At 39.0% G+C, this 25372-nt stretch carries 16 protein-coding genes; 6 read left to right on the plus strand and 10 right to left on the minus strand.

Annotation, left to right across the window (positions count from 1 at the left end):
- The 3 genes from JWR23_RS05530 to JWR23_RS05540 form a co-directional block, all read left to right on the plus strand.
- Nucleotides 1-389 (plus strand): cation transporting ATPase C-terminal domain-containing protein (locus JWR23_RS05530; protein ID WP_299513951.1); only part of this gene is annotated, 389 nt, incomplete at its 5' end.
- Nucleotides 390-738: 349 nt separating this feature from the next.
- A complete protein-coding gene (locus tag JWR23_RS05535; protein WP_299513953.1) occupies nt 739-1089 on the plus strand; it encodes a hypothetical protein in 351 nt (116 codons plus the stop codon).
- A 996-nt stretch (nt 1090-2085) separates the two neighbouring features.
- Nucleotides 2086-3972, plus strand: coding sequence for a 7TM diverse intracellular signaling domain-containing protein (locus JWR23_RS05540; protein WP_299513955.1), 1887 nt, complete (start codon nt 2086-2088; stop codon nt 3970-3972).
- A gap of 172 nt (nt 3973-4144) precedes the next feature.
- Here JWR23_RS05540 and JWR23_RS05545 read toward each other — a convergent pair whose 3' ends face one another.
- The 8 genes from JWR23_RS05545 to JWR23_RS05580 form a co-directional block, all read right to left on the minus strand.
- Nucleotides 4145-5266, minus strand: coding sequence for an alginate lyase family protein (locus JWR23_RS05545; RefSeq protein WP_299513957.1), 1122 nt, complete (start codon nt 5264-5266; stop codon nt 4145-4147).
- 70 nt (nt 5267-5336) lie between these two features.
- On the minus strand, nt 5337-6422 hold the full coding sequence (locus tag JWR23_RS05550; protein WP_299513959.1) for an alginate lyase family protein: 1086 nt from the start codon (nt 6420-6422) through the stop codon (nt 5337-5339).
- Between the two features lie 156 nt (nt 6423-6578).
- Complete coding sequence (locus JWR23_RS05555; protein ID WP_299513962.1) at nt 6579-8819, minus strand: glycoside hydrolase family 3 N-terminal domain-containing protein; 2241 nt, start codon at nt 8817-8819, stop codon at nt 6579-6581.
- A gap of 67 nt (nt 8820-8886) precedes the next feature.
- On the minus strand, nt 8887-10260 hold the full coding sequence (locus JWR23_RS05560; RefSeq protein ID WP_299513965.1) for a glycoside hydrolase family 30 beta sandwich domain-containing protein: 1374 nt from the start codon (nt 10258-10260) through the stop codon (nt 8887-8889).
- Nucleotides 10261-10353: 93 nt separating this feature from the next.
- The gene (locus JWR23_RS05565) at nt 10354-11832 is read right to left on the minus strand and encodes a glycoside hydrolase family 30 beta sandwich domain-containing protein (RefSeq protein WP_299513968.1); all 1479 of its coding nucleotides are present in this window, start codon (nt 11830-11832) and stop codon (nt 10354-10356) included.
- A gap of 30 nt (nt 11833-11862) precedes the next feature.
- Nucleotides 11863-13110 carry a hypothetical protein gene (locus tag JWR23_RS05570; protein ID WP_299513970.1) on the minus strand — a complete coding sequence of 416 codons (1248 nt, stop codon included), beginning with the start codon at nt 13108-13110 and terminating at the stop codon, nt 11863-11865.
- Nucleotides 13111-13238: 128 nt separating this feature from the next.
- The gene (locus JWR23_RS05575) at nt 13239-14783 is read right to left on the minus strand and encodes a RagB/SusD family nutrient uptake outer membrane protein (RefSeq protein ID WP_299513973.1); all 1545 of its coding nucleotides are present in this window, start codon (nt 14781-14783) and stop codon (nt 13239-13241) included.
- Nucleotides 14784-14803: 20 nt separating this feature from the next.
- Nucleotides 14804-17962: a TonB-dependent receptor gene (locus JWR23_RS05580; RefSeq protein WP_299513975.1), complete on the minus strand. Its 3159-nt coding sequence runs from the start codon at nt 17960-17962 to the stop codon at nt 14804-14806.
- Between the two features lie 6 nt (nt 17963-17968).
- Here JWR23_RS05580 and JWR23_RS05585 point away from each other — a divergent pair, with 6 nt between their 5' ends.
- A complete protein-coding gene (locus JWR23_RS05585; RefSeq protein WP_299513977.1) occupies nt 17969-18163 on the plus strand; it encodes a hypothetical protein in 195 nt (64 codons plus the stop codon).
- Between the two features lie 378 nt (nt 18164-18541).
- Entirely contained in the window at nt 18542-20494 is a 1953-nt protein-coding gene (locus tag JWR23_RS05590; RefSeq protein WP_299513979.1) for a 7TM diverse intracellular signaling domain-containing protein, read from the plus strand.
- Nucleotides 20495-20501: 7 nt separating this feature from the next.
- Here the strand turns inward: JWR23_RS05590 and JWR23_RS05595 are convergent, their stop codons facing one another.
- Nucleotides 20502-22250: a cellulase family glycosylhydrolase gene (locus JWR23_RS05595; RefSeq protein WP_299513980.1), complete on the minus strand. Its 1749-nt coding sequence runs from the start codon at nt 22248-22250 to the stop codon at nt 20502-20504.
- 31 nt (nt 22251-22281) lie between these two features.
- Nucleotides 22282-23727 (minus strand): glycoside hydrolase family 30 protein, encoded by a 1446-nt coding sequence (locus JWR23_RS05600; RefSeq protein WP_299513982.1) that lies wholly within the window; start codon nt 23725-23727, stop codon nt 22282-22284.
- 713 nt (nt 23728-24440) lie between these two features.
- On the opposite strand from JWR23_RS05600, the gene JWR23_RS05605 reads away from it, so the two are divergent.
- On the plus strand, nt 24441-25367 hold the full coding sequence (locus JWR23_RS05605) for a class I SAM-dependent methyltransferase (RefSeq protein WP_299513984.1): 927 nt from the start codon (nt 24441-24443) through the stop codon (nt 25365-25367).
- The last annotated feature ends 5 nt before the right edge of the window (nt 25368-25372 follow it).

Genomic DNA, 25372 nt, shown 5'->3' on the forward strand with positions numbered 1-25372 from the left:
TCATCGGCCCGATCAGTTCCATATTTGATTACGCCACTTTTGCGGTAATGTGGTTCGTGTTCAAGGCCAACAGTCCCGCTCATCAAAGCCTTTTTCAAACCGGCTGGTTCGTGGAGAGTTTGCTTTCACAAACTTTAATTGTACATATGATTCGTACCCGTAAAATACCGTTTATACAAAGCTGGGCCACTGCGCCGGTTGTTGCGCTGACATCGGCAATTATGGCTATCGCGATATTTATTCCCTTTTCACCGTTCGCCACGGCATTTAAGATGGAAGCATTGTCTTTAGCATTTTTCCCGTGGCTGATAGGAATACTGCTTTCCTATTGCTTATTAACACAACTGGTTAAAACGTGGTTCATTAAAAAATTCAATCAATGGCTTTAAAAAAATCAAATAAACAATGGTTAATGGCCATTTTTCTGATGGCGGTTTTTGTTGCGGTGATTGATTTCATTGTCAGTCATTTTTTCAATCACCGAGTTAATGAATATTGTTCTACATACTGAATCATAAAATGATGACACAGCTATTTTCCCGTCAAAGACTGTTTTATGGTAAAGCGGTATTGCTTACAGTCGCAGTCTTCTTTTTGTTATTTAAGAGTGAGCAGCATTTTTATTACCCGGTTTTAATCCTGCTACTGCTTTGCTGCGGGTACTATCTCGGGAAAATTACCTGTAGCGTACATCTACAGAACACGAGCATCGGAATAACGCTATTTGTATTTATTGTGATGAATCTTATACATTCTTTTATTGATGGCATAAGTTTTAATGGACAGCCTTTTTTTTATTGGCTCACTGCGGTGGGCGGTCACGAACTAATCCGGCAACCTACATTATATATTATCCTTTGGGCTATGCTGCAACCTGCTTCAATCAGCGGTTTTCTTAAGGCTTTAATATGCATCCTTTCCATAACCATTGCATGGCTGATAGGAATTTGGCTTGGCAAGATAAGCGGCGCAACCGTTTCTCATTTATATCCTATTGGTGAATGGACCGGCTACAGCATTTTTATCTTTATAGGCGATATTGTCCATCATTTGATTGACCAGTACCGCCAAGTAAAGCACAAAAGGTGATTTTTAATACTGGCAACCATCCGTAGGCGTCGTTTCTTCTTTTCGATAACCACAAGCTGACAAATAGGGATGGACTTCAACTGAATTTCTCTAATTATTAGGAGCAGGTTTGATTTATTGAAATAGTTAGCGAACGATCTTATAAACAATCAGTGCTACTTTCTGGTCGCCATCCTGTTGCAAAAGGGACTAATAGTGGAGAATAAACGAATTACCACGCCAAATTTTATACCTTTTTCATAATCAGCAATTTACAAAGCATACCATATAGCATTATACTATGCCAACTTCTTTTTTGACTAAAATATGCTTCAAAACACTACTGTTAAACATTCAATAAAATTTTAACCGAAATTTTATTTGGTTGTGGAGAATAAAGGATTCGCTTTCTTTTAAACGATTAATTATAAGTGACTTATTTGGTTTTTACGCAAATTTTTAAGACCCATATTTTGCCCTAAATTGTTAAAAAACTCTGCCATAATTCAGTCAAAACTCTGCCAAAAAACCCTGGCAAAAGATGTTATAATGTCTTTTTTTAAAATTATAAATTTGTTGTTTTTTTAAATTTTTCGTAAATTAGTAAAACAACAAAAACGGCGTTTTTGATCTAAATAAGGCCGTTTTTTGATAAAAAAATACAATTAACTACAGTGGCAAAACTCTGCCAAAACGCAAAAAACGATGATGAAAAAACCGCTTAAAAACCATCAAAAAGAGCGTTTGGGTGCTGCAATTTCGGCTCTGCAAAATCCGATATTCTCCACCCATATCTTTGATCCGCGAAGTTTAAAATTTCGCGGATTTTTTTATTCAGTAATTCTTTTTTCAAGAATTATATTTTATATAATTATTCAAATATAATTTTAGTAATACTGTAATTAGGCTGAAAAATTTGTTGTATTATTTGATGATTTTGCATAAATTACCCCTAAAATACTTTCCGGTATTTAAAACCAATGTACTATCTAAAATATGTGTGCTTTTAAAAGGACCTTGTTATTATTCATTTATTTATGTGTTTCAACAAGTAACATTTTTGCGCAAAAAACAATACCTATTGATAATAGCGTACAGCAATATAAATTCACATTAAACGAGATTGAATATTTAGAAGATAGCACCAATAAGTTATCTTTTGAACAGGTAAGGGCTCTGAATAGCAGTTTTAAAAGCAACCTTATTTATTATCCTGTAAATAAAAACCGGCAGTATACATATTGGTATAAAATAAGGCTTCGTTTTACTCAGGCAATTGCCAATAAAAGTTGCCTTTTTGAACTTTTTGACCAAACTACAGAAAATATAACCGCTTACATCCCTAATGAAAAGGGCGATTATGTTGTAAATCATTCGGGGGCGAGGGTTAATTTTAGTGACCGGCTATATCACCACAAAAATTTTGAGTTTTTAATACAAAACACATCAAAAGGAGAATATACCTATTACTTTAAATTAAAATCTAACAACCCTGTTAAAGTAATAATTGTATATCGTACACTGGGTTATTTTATTCAATATGCCTTATCTGAATATTTGGTATTTGGGCTATTCTACGGCATGATACTTATATTCTGTTTTCATAACCTGCTTATGTTTACAGCAGTACGAAAAAAACAGTACCTATATTATGTGTTTTACATTTTAAGTGTTGCGCTCTATGAAATGAGCGTTGACGGAATTGCCTTTCAATATATCTGGCCAGGTCATCCGGCTTATAACGATTACGTTTATGGCATTGCATTATACGCAGTGAGTATTTGTGCCTTAATTTTTACTAAAGAGCTTTTGCAGGTTAAGCTTAAAGCTTATAACTTTTACCGTTTGCTTAACGCAATCATTGTACTTAGAAGCGTTTACTTTTTGTATTGCCTGTTTATTGATAAAAGCTTATTCATTTACAAATTTGTTGAGATCGTTCCGTTATCAATGGCTTTTGTTACCGGTATATACATTTATAAAAATGGTTTTAAGCCGGCCCGTTTTTTTGTATTGGCGTATGCTGTATTATTTACAGGTTTTATAGTTAAGGCAATAGATGCCCTGGGCTATGCTAACTTTTTACCGGCATTTTTAACCTATTATAGCATAGGATTTTGCTTCATTTTGGAGATGTTGTTTCTTTCATTTGCTATAGGCGACCAGGTGCGTATAATACGTAAAGAGAAGGATAATGCACGCGATGAGATCATCCGCCAGATGGATATTAATAATAAGCTTAAAGATTCAATAAACAAAGAATTAGAAATGCAGGTAAACGCCCGCACCAAAGAATTGATCAGGAAGTCCGAAGAATTGGAGGATCATTCAAAAATAATTGAAGAGCAAAACCAGCTGTTGGTAAACATTAATCATCAATTAGAAGAACAGTCGGCCGAGATTAGCCGCATGAATATTCTGCTTGAAAAAGACAACGTTCAGCTTAAAACTGATATTGATAAAGTTACCGAGGCCCGCGCCTTATCTACCGAACTTAATTTTGAAGAGTTTAGTGCAAAATATCCCGATCAGGAAAGTTGTTATAAATTTCTTGCCGAGTTAAAGTGGAAAGCTGATTATACCTGCACACGTTGTAGTCATAGTATTTACAATGCGGGCAGGGCGCCTTATAGCCGCAGATGCACTAAATGCAGCTATGAAGAGTCTGCCATGCATAATACTATTTTCGAGAACAACCGCATACCTATTAACAAGGCGTTTTATATAGTTTATTTGATATACAGCAGCAAAGGCACCATTTCATCGCACCAGCTATCGCAGAAACTGGGCATCAGGCAAAGTACTTGCTGGTCATACGCAATACGGATTAAAAAGGCTATGCAGGACCATAAAACACTCAAGAAAAAAGGCAATCCCGAAGGTTGGGTTTCCCTGGTGATGTAGCCTGATTAAAGTGTAGGTGTATATGGTATACACTGTATACATCCATATACACTGACAAAACAGTGTCACCATTTTTGTGAATTAATGTGCGTAAATCCTATGGTGAATTACACCCATCTGTATACACCACATATTTATAGCAGAGCACGTTTACTTTTGATCTCAAATAATTTTAATTAAACCAGATGAGCGGATGCCTTACCGGTAAGTTTCTTATAACTTCTTCATCAGTGGGGTTATGCTCCAATATGGCCCAGGTGTTTAACCATGCGGTATTAGTATAGGCAGCCGCGCCAAATAGTAATGCAGGTTGGGCTACGGGCCAATCATCCCAATGCATAACATCGTGCTGATAGGGCCATTGATTTTTATCTTTAAGATATGGGTACATAAAAGTAATACCTTTTTCAATCGACTTCCCATCAGCAGTTTTATAGGCCCATAAATTATCGTTGGCGCTACTTAACACCTGGCAAATGGCAGCCATGGCATCTAAATTAAAAATGGCATACCCATAAGGTTTGGTGCGCTTTAACTCTAACGGAAAACTTCCGTCGGCAGCCATTTGGCCCGGCAGCAATATTTCTTTATAACGCTTACTGCAAAAACTTAATAATGCCTGGTTGTTTGTAAATTTTGCAAAGCAGGCCACCTGCATTACCCAACAAGTGCCATGATTATTTTTGGCGTTCATTTCGTCCTTGCCATATTGATGGATGGTAAGCCAGGCAAGGTATTGGCTAAACCAACTTTTAATACTTTGCAGGTCTTTACTGCTAATTACAGATGAATTTGCCATTACCTCTACACCCTGTACCACTTCCATTAATTGTATGGTATCAATAATACCTATTCCCCTGCCGGTAGCAACACCTTTTATAGCTTGCGCGTATTGCAGGTTAGGGTTCATTAAAGTTTCGCTATTTATAAACCACGCTTTTAAATGTATAAGTGCATGCTGCACATATTTTTTATCATGGCTGATTTTATAAGCAGATGCAAGAGCGCCTATAATACGGCTAAAACGAATCATGGCCAGCCTGTGAGCTACAAAGTTTTGAGGATTAGTTAAACCATCTTTTTGAATATATGGCCCGTCTGGATTTTTGGGGTCGGGCCACCAGTAATCTCCTTCCGAATAAAAATCATGTAATCCACCTGTACTGCGCGGACAACTTTGCGCAGTAATAGTAACAGGCTCCTGCTGCAATGCCCAGGCTGCCTCTTTTAAAACCGACTGTCGTAACGTAGCTGTGGCCTGCCGCATAATAGATACATCATTAACCTGTTGCATTGGGACTAAAAAGGCCATTGTGAGCAACAGCGTTCCAATAATCTTATATCTAATAAACGATAACATATTATTAAAGTTTTTTCCTTACCTGATTAAGTACTAATTGCCAATCGTAATAATCATTACCTTTTACTTTTTTAATGATATCAAGGTAAGAATGATCAAAATAATCTGCCAATGAAAGCACAATGATACCTGTAGCCGGTACAAACTTTGTCCCGGCTGCGTAGCCCTTCTCGCCATTTTTGGCGCGGTCGCGGTCAAACTGTACGGTGCTGTTTGCAAACTCGCCATGTGTTTTCTCGCCGGTTATAAACGGCACTAAAAATTGCACAGATTTTTCTATAGATGATTGCGATTTAGATACAAAAGTGTAGTAGTTTTTGCCGGTTGCACGATATATTGGTATGATGGCTTTAAACAACGGCTCAAGCGTATAAATATGATAGTGCAAGGCGTCCCGTTGCTTAAAATCAAATCCCGAGCCATCGGCATATAAATTCTGGGCTATCTGTTTCTCCAGTTCATCAAAAATAAACTGATCGTACTTTTTAGTATGGATGGTATAGGCTACCATAGCTATAACTTTTATACGGTGCGAGTTCCAGTTATTCATCCCGGTTATACGTCCATCTTTAGCATATTTGCTATTCATGTGTTCATCGGCCAATACATCAAACCAGGCATCAATTTGCTTCACCTGGTTGGCAGGCATGGCGCTTCTTATCAGATCATAGCCGGCTATCATATCATCCATTTTTGTCCCGTCAATAGGGTCGTCGGTTGGTTGGTTCAGCTTTGCCCAGGCCATCAGGTATTCGCCGGCTTTATTTAAATACTGTTTATCATTATATACCCGGTAATTTATAGCCAGCGCGTAAATTTTAAAACAATCCATAACTGCTTTTGCACTTGCTGTTTTTGCCGGGTTACCTTCCAATAACCCTTCTGATCTAACCTTCTCAATTGGGTTTGGCGCGTCGGCTAAGGCTTTTTCGGCAGCAGTTTTAAATGGCTCAAAAGTTTTTTTAACGCGGTCATCATCCCTGATAGCTTTTTGCAGCGTTTTAACCTCGGCATTAGTTAAACTTACATATTGCGCTTTTACCGATAGCTTAGCAGATACAACCAGCATTAAAACAAATAGCTTTTTCATCGTGGATGTTTATTAAAAATGAAATACTAAATGAAGCATCATTGCGGGCGTAGCGTGGCAATCTGTGCACGCCGGGCGCATCTGTTAGCTGTCGTGCGGAAATCGCCACACGCGTTCCTCGTCGCGGTGAAGTTCGTTTGTTATGTAAAGAACGGTTTATTTAACCAACTCAAATTTACTCTTTAATAATATATGATCTGATGAATTGCCTATCATTAGCTGGAATGTTCCCGGCTCTGTGGCCCAGTTCATCTTTTGATCGTAAAACGATAGGGTTTCTTTATCTATAACAAAATTGATGGTTTTGCTTTCGCCCGCTTTTAAATATATTTTTTCAAAGCCCTTCAATTCTTTTACCGGGCGTGTAACGCTGGCAAATTCATCACGCAGGTATAATTGTACAACTTCTTCGCCGGCATAATTACCGGTATTTTTTAACGTGCAGCTTACATTCAATTTATCGTTAGCAGTTAGTGTTGTCCTGTCCAGCTTCAAATCAGTTAAAGCAAATTGCGTATAGCTTAGGCCGTAACCAAATGCGTAGCGCGGGCTGTTTTGTATATCATTATAGCCCGACCGGTAATTGATGCCCATATCATTTGCCGATGGGCGGCCGGTGCTTTTATAATTATAATAAACCGGTATCTGCCCCTCGGACCGTGGGAAAGATATAGGCAGCTTTCCTGCCGGATTATAATCGCCAAATAAAACATCGGCAATGGCATTACCGGCTTCGCTGCCCAACCACCAGGTTTGTAAAATAGCATCGGCATTGTCTGCTGTCCAGTTAAATATCATGGGCCTGCCAGACATAGTTAATACTACAACCGGTTTACCTGTTGCTTTAATAGCTTTAACCAGATCTTCCTGCACCCCGGGCAGGTGTATATTGGCGCGGCTTTTAGCCTCGCCTGTCATGTCATAATGCTCGCCAATTGCCAGTATCACCACATCAGCCTGCATAGCTGTTGCTACGGCTTGCGCAAAATTACTTTTAGATGTATCGGTAACATCACAACCTTGCGCATATAACAGGCGGGTGTTTTTACCAACTTTATTTTCTAAACCTTCATATAATGATACTAAATGATCGTCGTCCCATTTAACCGACCAAAATCCCATCATATCAATATTTGATTTAGCCAAAGGGCCTATCACCGCAATGGTTTTCAGGTTTTTTGATAAGGGTAATAGTTGCTTATCATTTTTTAACAGCACTATACTTTTTTTAGCTACTTCGCGGGCAGCGGCCCGGTTCTCTGGCGAGTTTAGCTCCTTTTTTTCGCGCTCTTCATTACTAAAACGATAAGGGTCATCAAAAAGGCCCATTTCAAATTTTTTCTGTAAAATGCGTTTTACAGCATCATCAATAAGCGCTATCGGCACTTTATTCTCTTTTACCAATTGGGCCATGTTGTTAATATAGGCATGGCTTTCCATATCCATATCACTACCGGCTGTTATAGCTAACTCTGCTGCCTGTTTGCTATTGCGCGCGTAGCCATGCTGTACCATTTCGCCAATAGACCCCCAATCGCTTACTACAAAACCCTTATAGTTCCATTTACCTTTTAAAATATCTTTTTGCAAATAGCTATTACCTGTTGCCGGGATGCCATTTAATTCGTTAAAACCATTCATAAAAGTGGCAGCACCTGCATCAAGGGCGGCTTTAAAGGGCGGCAAATAGGTTTCCCAAAGTGTGCGGTCGCTTATATCAGCGGTATTATAATCCCGGCCGCCAATAGCGGCGCCATAAGCTGCAAAGTGCTTGGCACAGGCCATTATAGCATCCAGGCTGCCTAAGCCATTACCCTGAAACCCTTTTACCCTTGCACCTGCAATAAGCGATGCCAGGTATGGGTCCTCGCCGGCGCCTTCCATTACACGGCCCCAGCGTGGATCGCGTGTAATATCAACCATTGGGGCAAATGTCCAGTGTAAACCCGCGGCGGCAGCTTCTTTGCCTGCCACACGTGCCGAAGTCTGTATGGCCTGCATATCCCAACTGGCGGCTTCTGCCAAAGGCACAGGGAAAGTTACCCGGTAACCATGTATAACATCCAAACCAAAAAGCAATGGTATTTTTAGGCGAGATTGCATGGCCAGTTCCTGCACCATACGGGTCTCTTTCGCGCCTTTAACATTTAGCATGGAACCCAGTTTTCCGTCTTTAATATCCTGAAACTTGCTGCTGTTTTCGGTTAACGGGCCCGTTGCCAAACGATCGCTGGTATATTGGTTTAACTGACCTATTTTTTCGTCAAGGGTCATTTTGGCAAGCAATGCATCCACTTTACGATCAATAGCATCAGCAGTATGTTGTGGTGTTTGTTGTGCTAAAACACAGCAAGCAATAAGCAGAAGGCATAATATGGTTAAAATTCTTTTTTGCATAACGGGTGTAAGGTATTAGGTAAGAAAAATTATAAATTATTAGCGGCGATTAATTATTAAAAAATGCTTAATCCCAGATGTAGGTACCAACCGCCCCGTTATTTAAAGAAGCAATTATTGTTTTACCATTATTTTGTATATTAAATGTTTGTGCCGATGTGCCATTGTTTACAACAATTAATACCTTTTTACCATCGGGCCTTTTAAATGCCACATTAGGTAATAGCTCCAGGTCGTTAGAGCCAACACGAACAGAACCGGGCCTTACAAATTTTGATGCATGGGCCATGGCATAATAGGCTACGTTGCGGGTAAATTTATTACTATCAATAGTTACCGCGCCCTGGCACATAGGGCATCCGCCCCTGTCTGTAAAAGGTTTATTCTGCGGATCTGCTGCCAGGTTCCATTCCAGCACATTGCGGCACCAGTTGCGTGTCGCACCTATAAATAACCGGCTAACCGGGTTTGCCACATTTAATTTCGGATTGTTTTTTCCACGCTCTACCACCATTTGCTCGGTGAAATAAAGGTTCTTTTCGGGATGCGCGTTATGTACATCCGTAAGCGCGGTGATCTTGCCCCCATATAAGTGGAAAGCCGACCCGTCTACATATTTTGCGGCTTCAGGGTCATTTAAAATGGCAAGCGGATAATCGGGTCTGTCGGCATTATGGTCATACGCTATGATCTTTGTTTTTAAACCCGCCGCTTTTAGCTTCGGGCCAAATACTTTTATAAACCGGCCCTCATCTTCAGCAAGCATTAACATACTCGGGTTATTGCCCGGATGCAAAGGCTCGTTCTGAATGGTTATGGCATCCAGGTTTATGCCTTCGGCTTTCATGGCCAATAAGTATTTTATTAAATATCTGGCATAAACATCAAAATATTCGGGCTTTAAACTACCCCCGCGGGTATCGCCATTATCTTTCATCCACACAGGTGCGGACCATGGCGAACCCAATATTTTAATTTTAGGATCGATCTTTAATATCTCCTTCATCACCGGTATCACATCATTTTTATCCGGCCCCAGGTTAAAGCGCTTTAGCTCTATGTCTGTTTGGCCCGGTGCCAGGTCATCGTATGAAAACACGTGATCGTTCAAATCAGACGCGCCTATGGTTAAGCGCAAATAACTTACGCCAATGCTATTGTCTTCGGTAGAAAAAACGTCTTTTATTAAAGCGGCCCTGCTTTCGGCACTCATGCGTACCATGTGCATGGCGCTGCCCCCGGTTAGGGCGAATCCAAAACCATCAATTGGCTGGAAGGTCTCTTTTTCATCAACCTGTATAGTTGGGTTACCCGCATCAGCCTTGCTTGAAAAAGCTATAGGTTTTTGCTGTTGAAATAACGCCGATCTATCAGCATTGGTTAGCCAGATATCGGCTGTTTTTGTTTTTTGTGAAAACGCTGTAACAGTGATTAACATCATGGTAAAGACCATTATGCACTGCATACACGCCGTTTTAATGTACTTAGTCATTAGATAGGTTTATTGTTTAAATATTAATTTTTATATAATGGTTTACCAAACAAAGGTTGCAACGGCACCACCAGCCAATGTTGCGGTTAGTATTTTGTTGTTGAATTTTATATTAAAAGTTTGTAAGCCGGCAGAGGTATTTAAAACAATTAATACCTTTTTACCATCAGGAGTTTTAAATGCCACGTTGGTTAAATTATCGGGCACGTTAGAATCTATGCGTACAGACCCGGGCCTTACAAATTTTGACGCGTGCGCAATTATATAGTAGGCAACATTACGTGTTACCGCTGTAGAGGCTATAGTTAATGCACCTAAACAGGTGCTGCAACCACCGGTAGTATGCGGGCCGTAGTTGGCGTCAGCAGCCAGGTTCCATTCTAATACATTACGGCTCCAGTTACGTGTGGCGCCTATTATTAAGTTATTTACGTGCCATGACAAATCACCGCCAAAATTACTGGGCGCTCCAACCCACTGCTCGGTGAAATATACATTTTTATCAGGATAGGCATTGTGCACAGCCGTTAGCGTACTGATGTTACCGGCATATAAATGGAACGCAGAACCATCAACATATTGGTTAGCTGTTGCATCGCCTAAAACCGCTATTGGGTAATCGGGCCGGTCGGTATTATGATCGTAAGCAATAATTTTGGTAGTAATGCCGGCCGCTTTAAACTGCGGGCCCAAATAACCGCCTATAAAAGCAGCCTGCTCGCCGGCCTGCATAACCAGGCTTGGATTATTGTAAGGATTTAATGGCTCATTTTGTGGTGTAACCGCATCAATAGTTATACCCTGGGCCTTCATGGCTTGTATGTATTTTATAAAATATTTGGCGTAGGCATCATAATAAGCGGTGCTTAAACTACCCCCTTTAAAGCTGTTGTTAGTTTTCATCCACGTAGGTGCCGACCACGGGCAGGCAAATATTTTTATAGTTGGGTTAAGCGCGATTATCTTTTTAAGTATCGGCACCAGGTCGGTCATTTCCTGAGCAATACTAAAATATTGCAGTGTTGGGTCGGCTGTTTGGCCCGCAGGCAAATCATCATAAGTAAAAGGGGCTGCACTTAAATCAGACGCGCCTAAACTTATCCGCAGGTAGCTTACACCAATATGCGTGGTGTCTGTTAAAAAAAGTTCTTTTAAAAGGTCGTCTTTTTGTGCCGATGGGAGGGCATTTATCAAAGACGCGCTTCCGCCTGTAAGTGTATATCCAAATCCATCAATAGTTTGATAGGTTTTAGCAGTATCAACGGTTATAGTAGCATTTTGATTAGTGGTGGTATTAAAGATCAAACCTATATTCTGTTTTTGCAGCAAGGCAGATTGATCTGATTGGGTTAACCACATAGTAACGTCTGTTTTTACCGTGGTAACCGGTATTACAGGGATTACAGGAGTACCTGTTGACTGTCCGCCGTTAACCGGCAATTGCTTTTTACAACTGCTAATAGCCAGTATAGCTATTAATATTACAGTAAAAGAATAAACATTGTTTCCTTTTCTTTTCATAGCGATAGGTATATATAAATTGCAGCAAGGTTAATTGCTGTGTTTGGCGTTCTTTATTAATAATAATATTTGATTGGTTTGCTCAGGATAAATAGCTATACGGTGCGTGTGTAAAAGGTATTGAGACGCTTCCTTAGTTGCCGACATTTTAAAGGAAATTAATTTAGATGGTAATGTGGGCATATGGCAATCAATACATTTACCGGTTATGGCACTGCCTAATTGCGGCGCCATTTTACAAAAGTTATGTGTTTGCTCTTTATGGCAATCCAGGCATTTTTGTGACAATAACACAGGATCGTTTTTTTCTTGTTGATGCACGTTATGGCAGGTAGTACAGGTAAGCATTGGGCTATTTAAATAGCATTTGCTCATAGCTAATAATTTTGCCTGGTTACCATGAACGTCGGTGCTGGTATTGAAACCAAAATCAGGGTCGTAAAAACTGGCCAGGTTATCGCCCGGTTTATAGCCGAATGTTGATTTTTCTGTTTTAAGGTCATTACCGCCATGGCATACGGCGCACATATTAACCTTTAGCTGGCGGTTCAATGAGTTATAAGTTGTAATATATTTTGCTTTTTTATCAGTAGGGTTATCAAAATGGTATTGTACGTGATTAGCAGCGGGCCCATGGCAGCGCTGGCAATCTATGCCATACATAATTGATTTCTTATCGTATTCTTCGGCTACTTTGATAGGGCCGGTTTGTACAAAAGTTTTTTCCAGGTATGAACCATGGCATTCAAAGCAATGACTAACAATTGCCCTGTCATAATAAACCAAATCTGACGGAAAGCCAGGGCTGTTTGCCCAGTTGTTTATTATTTTAAAAAAAGATAAAGGCAATTCATACAGTCGGTTACCTTTCCAGTAACCATAGGTTTGCGCTTTTTCATTGGCGCCAAATGCAATATCAAAGCGCTCGCTCCTTATTTGCCTGCCCTCAAAAATAGCTGTTTGATAAATGCCATCCTTATGTTTATCAATGGTTATTTTTAGTTTATCGTTAAAAATAAAAGTATGGGCATTAGCCATTGATTCGGCCTGCAGCTTATTGCCATTAATAGCGCTTGAGGTATGAAAGTGAGCGGTATGAGTGTAAGAATTATAAGTGTCTTTATGACAGCTTATACAAGTTTGCGGATTAGCGTAAGCGCTGCCTCTTTTATCAGGTTCAAGGTTTTTACCTTTATCTCTGCATTCTGAAAAGAACATGGCTACGGCAAATAGTATTCCTGATGATAGAATAATTAATATGCGGATATTTCCCTTCATATATTAAATTAGTAGAAACAGGAAATTAGTAAACAAAAATCACAAGGTTTAATTCAAAACTATCAGAAAGCGGGTACAACCGCTCTCTGATAGGTATATATAAACTAAACAACCAATATAATTAACTATTAAAGGGTACCACCCCATTCTTTGCTTTGTTGTAATTTGGTATTATTAAGCTCTGATTGCGGTATAGGGAAAATTTCCATTTTGTTTGCAACAAAGCCTTTAGAAAGTAACACCGCATTAGTGCCGGCATCACCCCAACGTACAAGGTCCAACCAACGCTGGCCTTCTCCGGCAAGTTCTAAGCGTCTTTCTTTTTTGATGTTAGGTAATGTAACCGGAACCGGCCCGGCACCAACACGTGCCCTTACCGCGTTTAACAAGGCATAAGCACGGGTACCTACACCAACTGCACCACCACTTGCTAATTGAGCCTCGGCTTCTAACAAGTACATATCAGCTAAACGTATTTCATACATATCAACCGGGAAATTTAATTCTAATTGACCTGTAGTCGCTTTAGTTGAAACACGGCCGGCAAATTTTTCAATAAAGTGACCTGTATTTTGGTAAGCATGTAAATAAGTGATGATACCATTTGTTTCTAAACTATCGCAGTTAGCAACAGTTGCCGCATTACGCGGATCATAGTGTATTAAATTCCAGAAATCATCAGTGAAAGGTTGACCGCTCCATCCGGAAACATAATCCGGTGCAGTTGTTTTTAATGGCGTATAATTACGCGGGCCAACTAAAATACATTCCAAATTACCTTCTGTACCACCAACATTACCCCAACCACCATTTGATGTAGAGTTAAATACAATTTCGAAAATTGATTCGCTGTTAAATTTGTTATTTATTTTCCATAGGTCACCAAAATTTGGAATTAATTTATAACCATATGTACTTGCAGATACACCAGGTGCGGGCCCATTTACTAAAGCAAATTCGGTAAGCGCGTTGGTATAATCTTTTTGCCACATATATACCCTGGCTAATAAAGCATGATCAACACCAAGGGTAACACGTCCGCCTTCTGACGCGGCCGGTGCGGTAGCAGGTAATGATGCCTGGGCATCTTTCAGATCCTGAATTATCTGTTTGTAAACATCAGCAGGAGGAACCTGCGTAATGGTGTATATAGCAGAAGGGTCAACAGGCTCCAGGGTTAATGGGATGTTCTTAAAGAAACGTACCAGGTCAAAATAAAAATACGCCCTTAATAATTTAGCTTCGGCTATATACCGTGCTTTTAATGTAGCATCCATTTGTGTAGTAGCAACATGCTTTAAAAACACATTCGCCCTGTACACACCAATAAACCCTTTGCTCCATAAATAGCTCGGGCCACCGTTTTGCGCAGATTGGGTGTAAGTGTATTTAGCAATCGACTGCAGATCGCCAATATCAGATGAGTTTGCACCACCGGCCAAATGATCATCAGATGCTACGTTCATAATATTGGTTTTTGTTAAATAACCACCACCTTGATTACCAACCATATCATAAACAGTAGTTAAGCTTGAAAACGCCTGGGCCTGTGTTGTATAATAATCAGATTCCAGAATACGTTCTTCGGGGTTCACTGCAAGAAATTTCTTGCAGGATCCCAGTAGTTGCAAACCTGCCAGCAGGGCAACCACTAATGTAATTTTGTTTCTCATTTTAATTTTTTTTAAGTTTTTTAAAATCCAAGATTTAAGCCAAGCATAAAAGTTCGCGCTTGTGGGTAATTGCCTTTATCAATGCCTAATACACCACCGCCACCAGCTCCGCCGTTTCCAACTTCAGGATCGTAACCGGTATACTTGGTAAGGGTAAATAGGTTTAGCGCGCTTGCATAAACACGTAATCTATTGATACTGAGTTTCTTTGTTATACCTTTTGGTAACGTATAGCCAAGCTGCATTGTTTTTAGCCTAAAATAGTTGCCGCTTTGCAGGTATATTTTACTAAACTTTGTGTAGTTACCATTCGGATCATCATCAGCCAAACGCGGGTTTGTATTAGATGGGTTAGTTGGTGTCCACCTGTCTAATATCGTTGTTTGATAGTTGGCGTTACCAATATCTAAACGACGTAAGCCCTGGAATAAAGAATTACCACCTACACCATTACCAAATGCAACAAAATCAAAGGCTTTGTATGCTAAATTAATAGTTAAACCATAAGTAACTGTTGGTATTGGATTACCTATTATAGTACGGTCATTACCATCAATTACGTTGTCACCATTTAAGTTGGCATACTTAATATCGCCCGGTTTTGCATTTGGTTGTAATGGGGTACCGGCCGAGCCTACATAGCTGTTAACTTCTGCCTGGGTTTGGAATATCCCTAACATTTGGTAGCCATTAAATGCGTTATATGAGCCACCAACATATGAACGGGAAATATTGCCCATGGTTTGGAAGCTGGCAGCCTGGTTCTCTGTAAACAAAATTCCCGGAGATATTGCAAGGATCTTGTTTTGCAGGAATGACACATTACCATTAACACCGAACGACAGATCGCCTATTTTATCATGATAGCCTAACTCAATATCGATACCTCTGTTTTGTGAAGTTCCATAATTTGCAGCCGGATTACCAAAATAACCTAAATAGCTAGGCACGGCAGGCGATTGCAAAATACCAACGGTTTTTTTAGTGAATAAATCAACGTTTAAGTTGAAATTATTAAACAAGATAGCGTCAAAACCAATATCTGTAGATTGAGTTTGTTCCCATTTCAAATCAGGATTTGACGGTGCATTAGGGCTAAAGCCCACAGTACTGGCATTAGCTGTACCAAAAGTATAATTACGGCCACCACCTACTGTCGCGTTAAAAGCAAAATCGCCAATACCCGCATCATTACCGGTTATCCCATAACCACCTTTTAATTTCAGGAAGCTAACAACAGCATTTTTAGGCCAGAATTTCTCCAGTGACGGAACCCATCCTAATGAAAATGAAGGGAACACACCAAATTGATTGTTTGCACCAAACCTTGATGAACCATCACGACGTACGGTACCTGTTACCAGGTATTTCTCATCGTAATTATAGTTTAAACGGGCAAATAATGAAGATATTCTGTGTTCTGTACCATCACTGCCACCACCGGTAATATCACCGGCAACCGGTTTATAATTCAAATTAGCCTGGTAAAAATTAGTGGCTATAACATTAGCAAAGTTTACGTTAACGTTTTTGGTATCGTTATCCATATAAATACCTTGTCCAACTAATACAGATAAATCATGCTTACCAAAACTATGTTGGTAACTTGCTGTATTTTCCAGGTTATAAGCTAAGCCTGTAGTTGTTGAACGGGAAAATGATGGCTTGCTATTATTGCTTGATGATGTGAAGTAATAGGTAGGGTTAAAACTTTCACTACCATAAAAAGCCAATTTAGTACCTAAACTTGATCTTAATTTCAGGCCTTTAATCGGGCTTACTTCGGCAAAAACGTTACCAACAATATTATGTTCCCAGTTATAGTTGCCCAGCTTGGTTTGAATATAAGCTAATGGGTTAGATATTTCCTGGCCAACGTATGGTGATATACCAAATACATTTCCATTAGCATCTTTGCCGGCATATATATTTGTATAAGGCGCTGTTGCCAAAATAGCTGCATCTGTTTGATACGCTGGTGTAATAGGATCAAGATTCACAGCATCACTAAGGGTACCGCCAAACTCTGTATTGCTGTTACCGCCATTATTTTGTGTTTTAGCAAAATCATAGCCTAAATTCTCGCCTAATGTTAGCCATTTTGCTAAATTATAGGTTGAGTTTAAACGAACGTTAATACGTTTGTAGCCAGAAATTGGTTTTGCCACAATACCCTTTTGGTCTAAATAACCAAACGAAGTAAAGAATGTTGATCTATCGCCACCGCCACTTATACTAACCTGGTGGTTTTGTATAGGAGCATTGGCAAACACGTACGATTGCCAATCTGTACCAACACCCAATGATGCAGGGTTTGCAAAAGGCAATGCCGGTTTAGTAACAGCATTTTGATAGGAAACTGTATTCATGAAAGACTCATCCCTGATTGTTGCATACTGTGTAGCATTTAGCAGGTTAAGTTTTTTAGCTGTGGATTGAGTACCATAATAGCCATTGTAATCAATTTGTAAATGGCCAGCCTTACCTTTTTTGGTAGTGATCAAAATTACACCGTTAGCTGCACGTGTACCGTATATAGCCTGTGATGCCGCGTCTTTCAATACTTCAATCGACTCTATATCGGCCTCGTTAAGGTACCCAATACCGCCATTATCAACAATAACACCATCAATAACCCATAACGGATCATTATTAGCACTCGATGAAAATGAAGTATAACCACGTACGCGTACAGTTGATGAAGAGCCTGGTATACCTGAAGATGACACAACGTTTATACCAGAGGCACGGCCTTGCAGGGCTTGCTCTACGCGGTTAATAGGCATGTTTTCCAGATCCTTGGCGCTAACGCTCGAAATAGAACCTGTAACCAGGCTTTTCTTTTGCGTACCGTAACCAACTACTACAACCTCATTAAGATTGTTTTCTGATTGGGTAAGTGTTACGTTTAACGTATTGCTGCTTCCAACTTGTACATCTAATGTAGCAAAACCTACATATGAGAAAGTTAGTGTAGCATTTGGCGGAACAGCAATTGTATAGTTACCATTTGCATCTGTTGCAGTTACGCTTTGCATATTGGCTATTTTAATTGTAACGCCTGCAAGAGGCTCGCCCCTGCTGTCACTAACTTTACCTTTTACGGTGGAATTTTGTGCTAATGCAATATTTAAAAATGCAAAAAGCATAATAATCAATAAAGGAAATTTTTTTGTCATAATTTGATGGTTAAATGGTTAAGAATTGGCATTGTTTATTTTGCCGATATGAAAATACCCGCAAAAATTCTTGTGGCTGTAATTAGCCGTAAGCAGTTAGTATGTGCATTGTTATTAAAAGGTATTAATTGGTTAATTGGTTGGCATAAAGGATATGCCGGTTTTTATTTACTTGGTCAAATTTATGCAAACAAATATTAATAAAACAAGAAAAAATATCGTAACTGTCTGATAATTAATTTTTTACAAAAAATTTAATACGCTTAATGAACTATTGTAAAAAATTTATTATGAGTATAATAAGTGTTTTTTTGGCTTAAATAAATAGCCTTAGTAATACGCTTAAATCCTTGTAAAAAAAATTGCATTTTTTTACATTGTATATCCCAATATTGTTACAAAATACAATGGCAACCGATTGCCAAATTTTTTTATTAAAATAACCGCAAACGATTGCGAAAACTTATAAAAACAGTTTTAAAGATTTATTGTAAATTTACCCTGTTGCTTAACCGAAGAAACCCGCTTATCTTCGTGTTTTTGCACGCCAATTAAACCAGTTATAATCATCTTTTGTCAATGATCAGAAGAATAGTATTTCTATTTTTATTATCTGTATTAGTAAAATCAGGATTTTCGCAACAATCCGTCAGGGTTGATAATAGTTTGCCACAACACATATTTTCTGCCGGCGAAATTGAGTATTTGGAAGATAGCTCTAATAAATTAACCTTAAATAATTTATTGTCTGATACCTTAAAATATCGTTTTAAAACAAATAAAGAATTTTATCCAACCAATCAAAATATACAATCAACCTATTGGTATAAGCTAAAAATTAACTTTACCGAACCACTTGAAAACTACTATTCCATATTTGAATTTTTTGATCAAACTACCGGGAACATTATAGCTTATTTACCCAACCCAAGCGGGGGTTATACAGAAAACGTAGCAGGCGCGGCATCAATGTTTGAAAAGCGGCTATACCGTCATAAAAATTTCGAGTTTTTAATAAACCAGCAAGCAAAGGGACAGCATATTTATTACTTTAAAGTGCGGTCAAATAACACGGTGAATATTATTATTGTTTACCGTAAAATAAGCCACTTTATTTATTATGCGCTTACAGAATATTTTACCTATGGTATATTTTATGGTATGATATTAATATTCTGCTTTAACAACCTGCTTATGTTTATAGCAGTTAGAAAGCGGTATTATATATTTTATGTACTATATATTTTAAGTGTAGGATTTTATGAAATGAGTACCGATGGTATTGCTTTTCAGTATATATGGCCCAATGCACCCAACTGGAACGAATATGCTTATGGTATAGCTCTTTATTGCGTAAGTGTATTTGCTTTATTATTTACCAGGGACCTTTTACATGTGCGCACCAAAGATTATAAACTTTATCGCTTTATAAATTATGTTATATTATTAAGAACGGTATACTTTATTGTATGCTTGTTTAATCAACGTTTATTCATTTACAAATTCATAGAGATCATACCATTAGCCATAGCTTTTATAGCCGGTATAACTATCAGAAAAAAAGGCTTTAAACCAGCCAGATTCTTTGTGCTTGGCTACACCTTTTTGTTTCTTGGATTTACTTGTAAAGTAATTAGCGTGCTTGGCCTTGCAGCGCAACTATCGGGCTTGTTGGGTTTTTATAGCTTAGGGTTTAGTTTTATTTTGGAGATGGTTTTTCTTTCGTTTGCTATATCTGACCAAGTGCGGCATTTAAGGCGCAAAAAAGAAGAGGCCATGAATGAAACTATAAGGCAAATGGATATCAATAACCAGCTAAAAGATTCTATTAACCAAGAGCTGGAAATAAAAGTTAGAGACCGTACCCGTGAGATAACGGCAAAATCAAAAAAGATATTTGAGCAGGCAGAAATTATAGAAGTTCAAAACCACGAATTATTAAATATTAACAAACAATTAGAAAGCCAGGCTGCAGAAATATCATTGATGAATATTTTGCTGGAAAAAGATAATACCGAATTAAAAAATAATATTGAAAAGGTAACCGATGCAAGAGCGCTATCAACCGAGTTATCTTTTGAAGAGTTTAGCGCTAAATATCCCGATCAGGAAAGCTGTAATAAATTCCTGTCTGATTTGAAATGGGCAAATGGCTTTACTTGTATAAAGTGCAGCAATATTACTCATCATAATGGCCGCGCACCTTATAGCCGCCGGTGCACTAAATGCAATTATGAAGAATCTGTACTATACCATACCATTTTTCAAAACAACAGGATACCTATTAACAAAGCCTTTTATATTGTTTATTTAATGTATACTACAAAAGGAATGATCTCGTCCTACCAGCTTTCAGAAAAAATTGGGATACGGCAAAGCACTTGCTGGCAATACGCTATACGCATTAAAAAGGTAATGGAGGACCACAAAAAGGATGGCCGAAAAACCGACACCCAAGGGTGGAGCAAATTAGTAATGGAGAGTAGCAAAGCCAGTGGCATACATAAATTACGTATGCCACATGCAAATTAACTTCAGCTCAATCTTTAATAAACTGAATTGATTTAAGGTTGAAACCACCTTCATCAGCAAGTACACGTAGTTTGTTAATGCCTTTATTAAGCTTAATGTCCTTTAATTCAACCGGGTACCATCCCGCTATTGGTGTTGCAGCAGCTAAACTAACTGCTTGTGCAGGGTTATTATTAACTGATAAGGAAACCTTACCCTTGCCGCCTTCTGATGATACTAAAAGCTTTACCGTATAAGTGCCTTTGCCCGCCTGTACGGTGTATTGCAGCCATTCACTATCCTCAATACTGAAAATATGGTAGCCGCTCTCATCAGCCTGTATATCCACGCCCTCATTTCTATAAGCGTGCCCCTTGTTGCCAACTGTTTTTACACCGGGGGTGTACTGATAGCTTGCGGTATCCTTATCAAAATAGGCTATGCGCTGGCTGCCCATATCATAATCAACCGCGTTAATGGTTGTGTTGCTGCCAATAAAATTCCTTTTAAACGGAATAGCTGTAGCCGACCTCACCTGCCTGAACATAGCATCTGTAATATCTTTATGATAAATATTATTTTCAAGCTTTATATTCTCCAGCAGCTCATTAAGCGTTGCTATAGCTTCGCCTTGTGATGGCTTTGCGCCTTTGCCGCTCCAATAGTCTACCAGTTTTTGGTACCCGGCAGGCACTTTAATTTCGAGCGGATTGGCAATGCCCATCTTTTTTAACTGCCACCAGGCCCAGCCAATATTGTTGCTTTCGGCCAGTTTTATAGCTTCGGTAAACCAGGTATCAGAGTTTTCGCCCGATTCGCCCAACCAAAGCGGTACATTGTATTGCTCGCTCAGCGTAAGGAAACTTTGGATAGCTTTTACGTTATTAAAGTTGCCGTATTTATGAAAACTTACCACCATATTATTATCCCAAAGTGGGAAAACGCCCCGGTAGTTGTTGCCAAAGCCATTGCCTTCAACAATAACAATATGGTTTTTATCAACCTCGCGTATGGCTGTGGTAATATCCATCATAAGTTTGCGCAGCGGTTCGTTTTTAGTTTCGGATGTGCCGCGTTTATCATCGGCACTTTCAAAGCCCCAGTTTGGTTCGTTTATAATGTCATAACCACCTATAGCGGGTTCATTGGCATAACGTTGTGCCAGTTTTTTCCATAAAGCTATCATTTTATCCTGGTTAGCTTTACTCTCCCACAATGATGGTTTATCAGGGTCACGATCTGAAATAGGCAGGTCATTACCCTGGCCGCCCGGTGCAGCATGCAGATCGAGTATTAAATAAATATGCGCTGCCTTGCACCATTTTACCAGGCTATCGGTCATAGCAAACCCTTTTTCAACCCAGGTATTTTTACCGGCTACCGGTTCTTTATCAACAGGTAACGTATACAAATTGTAGTGCATAGGTAACCTGATGGAATTAAAACCCCATGCCGCCATAGAATCCACATCAATTTTACGGGTATGATTAGTGAGCCATTTATCATAAAAATTGGCGGTATATTCTGCACCGGCCACATCCTCAATATGCTGCCTGATGATGTATTGCCTGCCCAAATTGCTTAACTTAAACATATAACCTTCCTGCAGCATCCAGCCACCCATGCCCATGCCTCTTAAAATAACTTTGTTACCCTTGCCATCCACAATTAAGCGGCCATTGGCTTTTAAAAAGCCCTGACTGTAAGCGCTGGCTGTAAATAAAACTATTAAAACAAATGCACCAAAATAGCGTGCGGCTGATCTGTAATATTTCATTTGATTAGTTATATAAATTGAGTCAATCAGGTTAATTAATTATTAAAGTAGCAATAGAGTGAGCCGGGCTTTTTGTAGCCGCGCCTTTTCCTTTTATCCATAAGGTGTAAGGTATCTCGCTATCGGTAGCATTCATTACCACTACGGCAATTTTACCGTCGGGATTAAGGTAAGCTGTGGTTAATAGCTTATCGCGACTGGCAATGCTTGTAATGCGCTTTGCGCCGGGCTGTATGTATTTAGAAAAATGACCTATATAATAATACTCGCTGGTATAAATTAAACTGCCGTTCCGGGTATCGGCATGTACAGGCGCGAAGCAAAAATTACCTACATGGTTAGGGCCGCCTTTTTCGTCAAGCAATACGTTCCAATCTGTCCAGGCAACTGTACCGCTGTTAAAATCATTTATCATTGAGGTACCATATTTTTCGCCTAACGACCAATCATTTAACCGGTTAAAATCAAACTTCTCTATACAACCCTCTGTAAAAACAAGGTTCTTACCCGGAAACGCTTCATGAACACGCCGAGTGCTTTCTAAATTCATACCGGCCCCTGTCCAGGTTTCGTACCAGTGAAAACCTATTCCCCAGACATATTGTGCAGCTGCCGGATCTTCTAATACTGTACTGGCACGCTGATATAGCAAATCGCGGTTATGATCCCAGATAATTAATTTTTTACCGGCTAACCCTGCTTTTTTCAAAGTCGGACCTAAAAAGTTCTTTACAAAATCGCGTTCTTCTTCGGCAGTGTATATGCATGACTCCCACCTTTGTTTAGCCATAGGCTCATTCTGAACGGTAAGGCCCCATATTTTAATGCCTTCTTTTTCATAAGCATTAATAAACTTCACATAAAAATTGGCCCAGCTTTGGTCGTACTCCGGCTTTAGCTTGCCACCATTTAATACATTGTTATTATCTTTCATCCAGGCCGGCGGGCTCCATGGGCTTGCAAACAAGTTTAATTTACCACCTGTAGCATTTGCAACTTCTTTTATAAATGGTATACGGTATTTTTTATCATGGCTGATATCGAAAGTTTTTAACCCCGGATCATTATTACCCACATAGCTATAAATGTCGCTCGAAAAATCGCAGCTCTGTATATTGGTGCGGCCAAATGTGTAGCCTATGCCTTTGTCCTTATCATAATAAGCCGTTAAAAACTCTTTTTGCTTATCAACAGGCAGTTTATAAAATGTTTCGGCAGCGGCATCCGTTAAGGCGCCCCCAATGCCTACCATAGTTTGAAACGTTTTAGCAGGATCAACAAACACAGCCAATTCTGTTTCGCCAGGCTGCCCTTTTTTAGTAAGCGCTATTGTTCCTGATGATGCAAAATGTTCATTACTGCCTTTAACATCGGTGTATATAGTTAGCTTATTGCCAATTTTTGCGGCTGGTTTTTGTTGCGCGCCGGCTACATAAGCGCTGCAGGTAATCAATAATAAAATGATAGATCTTTTCATGAGTTATGGTTATAATAATTTTATACAGGTTTAAATACTACAACAAAGGCTTGTTGTCTCTTAATTCTAACGCTTATAACTCGCGTTATAAACCGTTGTTTTAGCCATGCAAGATATATAATTTTTATAGTTCAAATCAATAGCAAGCTACTTTGAAAACGAGTTTAGGTGCTATATTTCAAGCACTTCGGTACCCTAATATTTGTTTTTTGATATGGATTTAACCGTATTTATATATGGATCATAAAATCTATTTTGATAAGGGGTTCATAAAAAAATCATCAGGATTTAACCGTATTAGTGTTTCTTTTTTTGAGTGCATATAAACGGAATAGATTTTGATGTTTTTTAATAAATTTTTTTCAACATTTTTTTTTAAAAGGTCATTAATTGTTTGTAATAAAATTAATAAAGACGTGTTTAGCGATTTAGCTATCCGGTTAAGAAGCGTAATACAATATCCGGAGCAACCACAAAGTAGTGAGTGTACTGTACCAGGTACAGGTGAATACACCCTGGTACACTTGACGTAATAAATATTAAACACATTGTTTCCCGTAAACAGGATCTTGTCGCTTAATTTTCAATCACTAAATACATTAACAAAGCCTATCAGGTGCTTTTTATGTGGATATTGGGCATGTAAAAGCTCCGGCTCTGCCTTTGTAAATTGTATTAAAGCTTATATTGCAAAAAAATTCTGCAGGATTACTATGAATAGTTGTAAGATTTGTAATACCGGATTAGGGAGTACTTTCAATGTGCGCGAAATGATGCTGGGTCTGCGCGATGAGTTTGCCTACGCACAATGCCCCTCTTGCCAAACCATACAGATCATTGATATACCTGCTCATATAGAAAGCTACTACCCTGACTACTATTACTCTTTTCAGCATAAAATCCCGCCGTTGGTGCGCCTACCGTTTATAAAAAGATTGTTTGGAAGCTTTAGAATAAAGAAGAAGTATAGGAAAAGCAAAATGGATATCTTTAACTATCTTAAACCGTTAGGCACGCTCCCATCACAAAAAATACTGGATATAGGCTGTGGCAAAGGCAAGCTTATTTGCGAAATGTATAACCTGGGCTTTACCAACATACAAGGCGTGGATAAATATGTGCACCAGGAATACGATTACGGCCACGGCGTAAAGGTTTTTAAAAAGGATCTGAGCGAGCTGAGACCTAATAGCTACGATCTATTAATGATGCACCATGTTTTTGAACACATGGACGATCCTTATACAGAATTTTCCAAAAGCTATAATTTGCTAAAAAAAGGCGGCTATCTTTTAGTGAGGATACCTGTTGCTGGCAAAGCCTGGGAAATTTACAAACAAGACTGGGTACAGTTAGATGCACCACGGCATTTCTTTTTGCATACTACTAAAAGCATACAACTACTCGCTGATAAAACTGGCTTTACTCTTGAAGATGTGATTTATGATTCTACTGCCTTTCAGTTTTGGGGTAGCGAATTGTACAAGCGCGATATAGCATTGGTTAAGCCGGATACCAAAGAATATGTTACCGCTAAAGACTTTTTTTCGGCCGATGAAATAGCCGGTTACGAAATAAGTGCCGAAGAGTTAAACAGCCAAAACCAGGGCGACCAGGCTATATTTTATTTGAGGAAATAGTAGTG

Source organism: Mucilaginibacter sp., from assembly GCF_028288205.1.
Taxonomy (GTDB): domain Bacteria; phylum Bacteroidota; class Bacteroidia; order Sphingobacteriales; family Sphingobacteriaceae; genus Mucilaginibacter.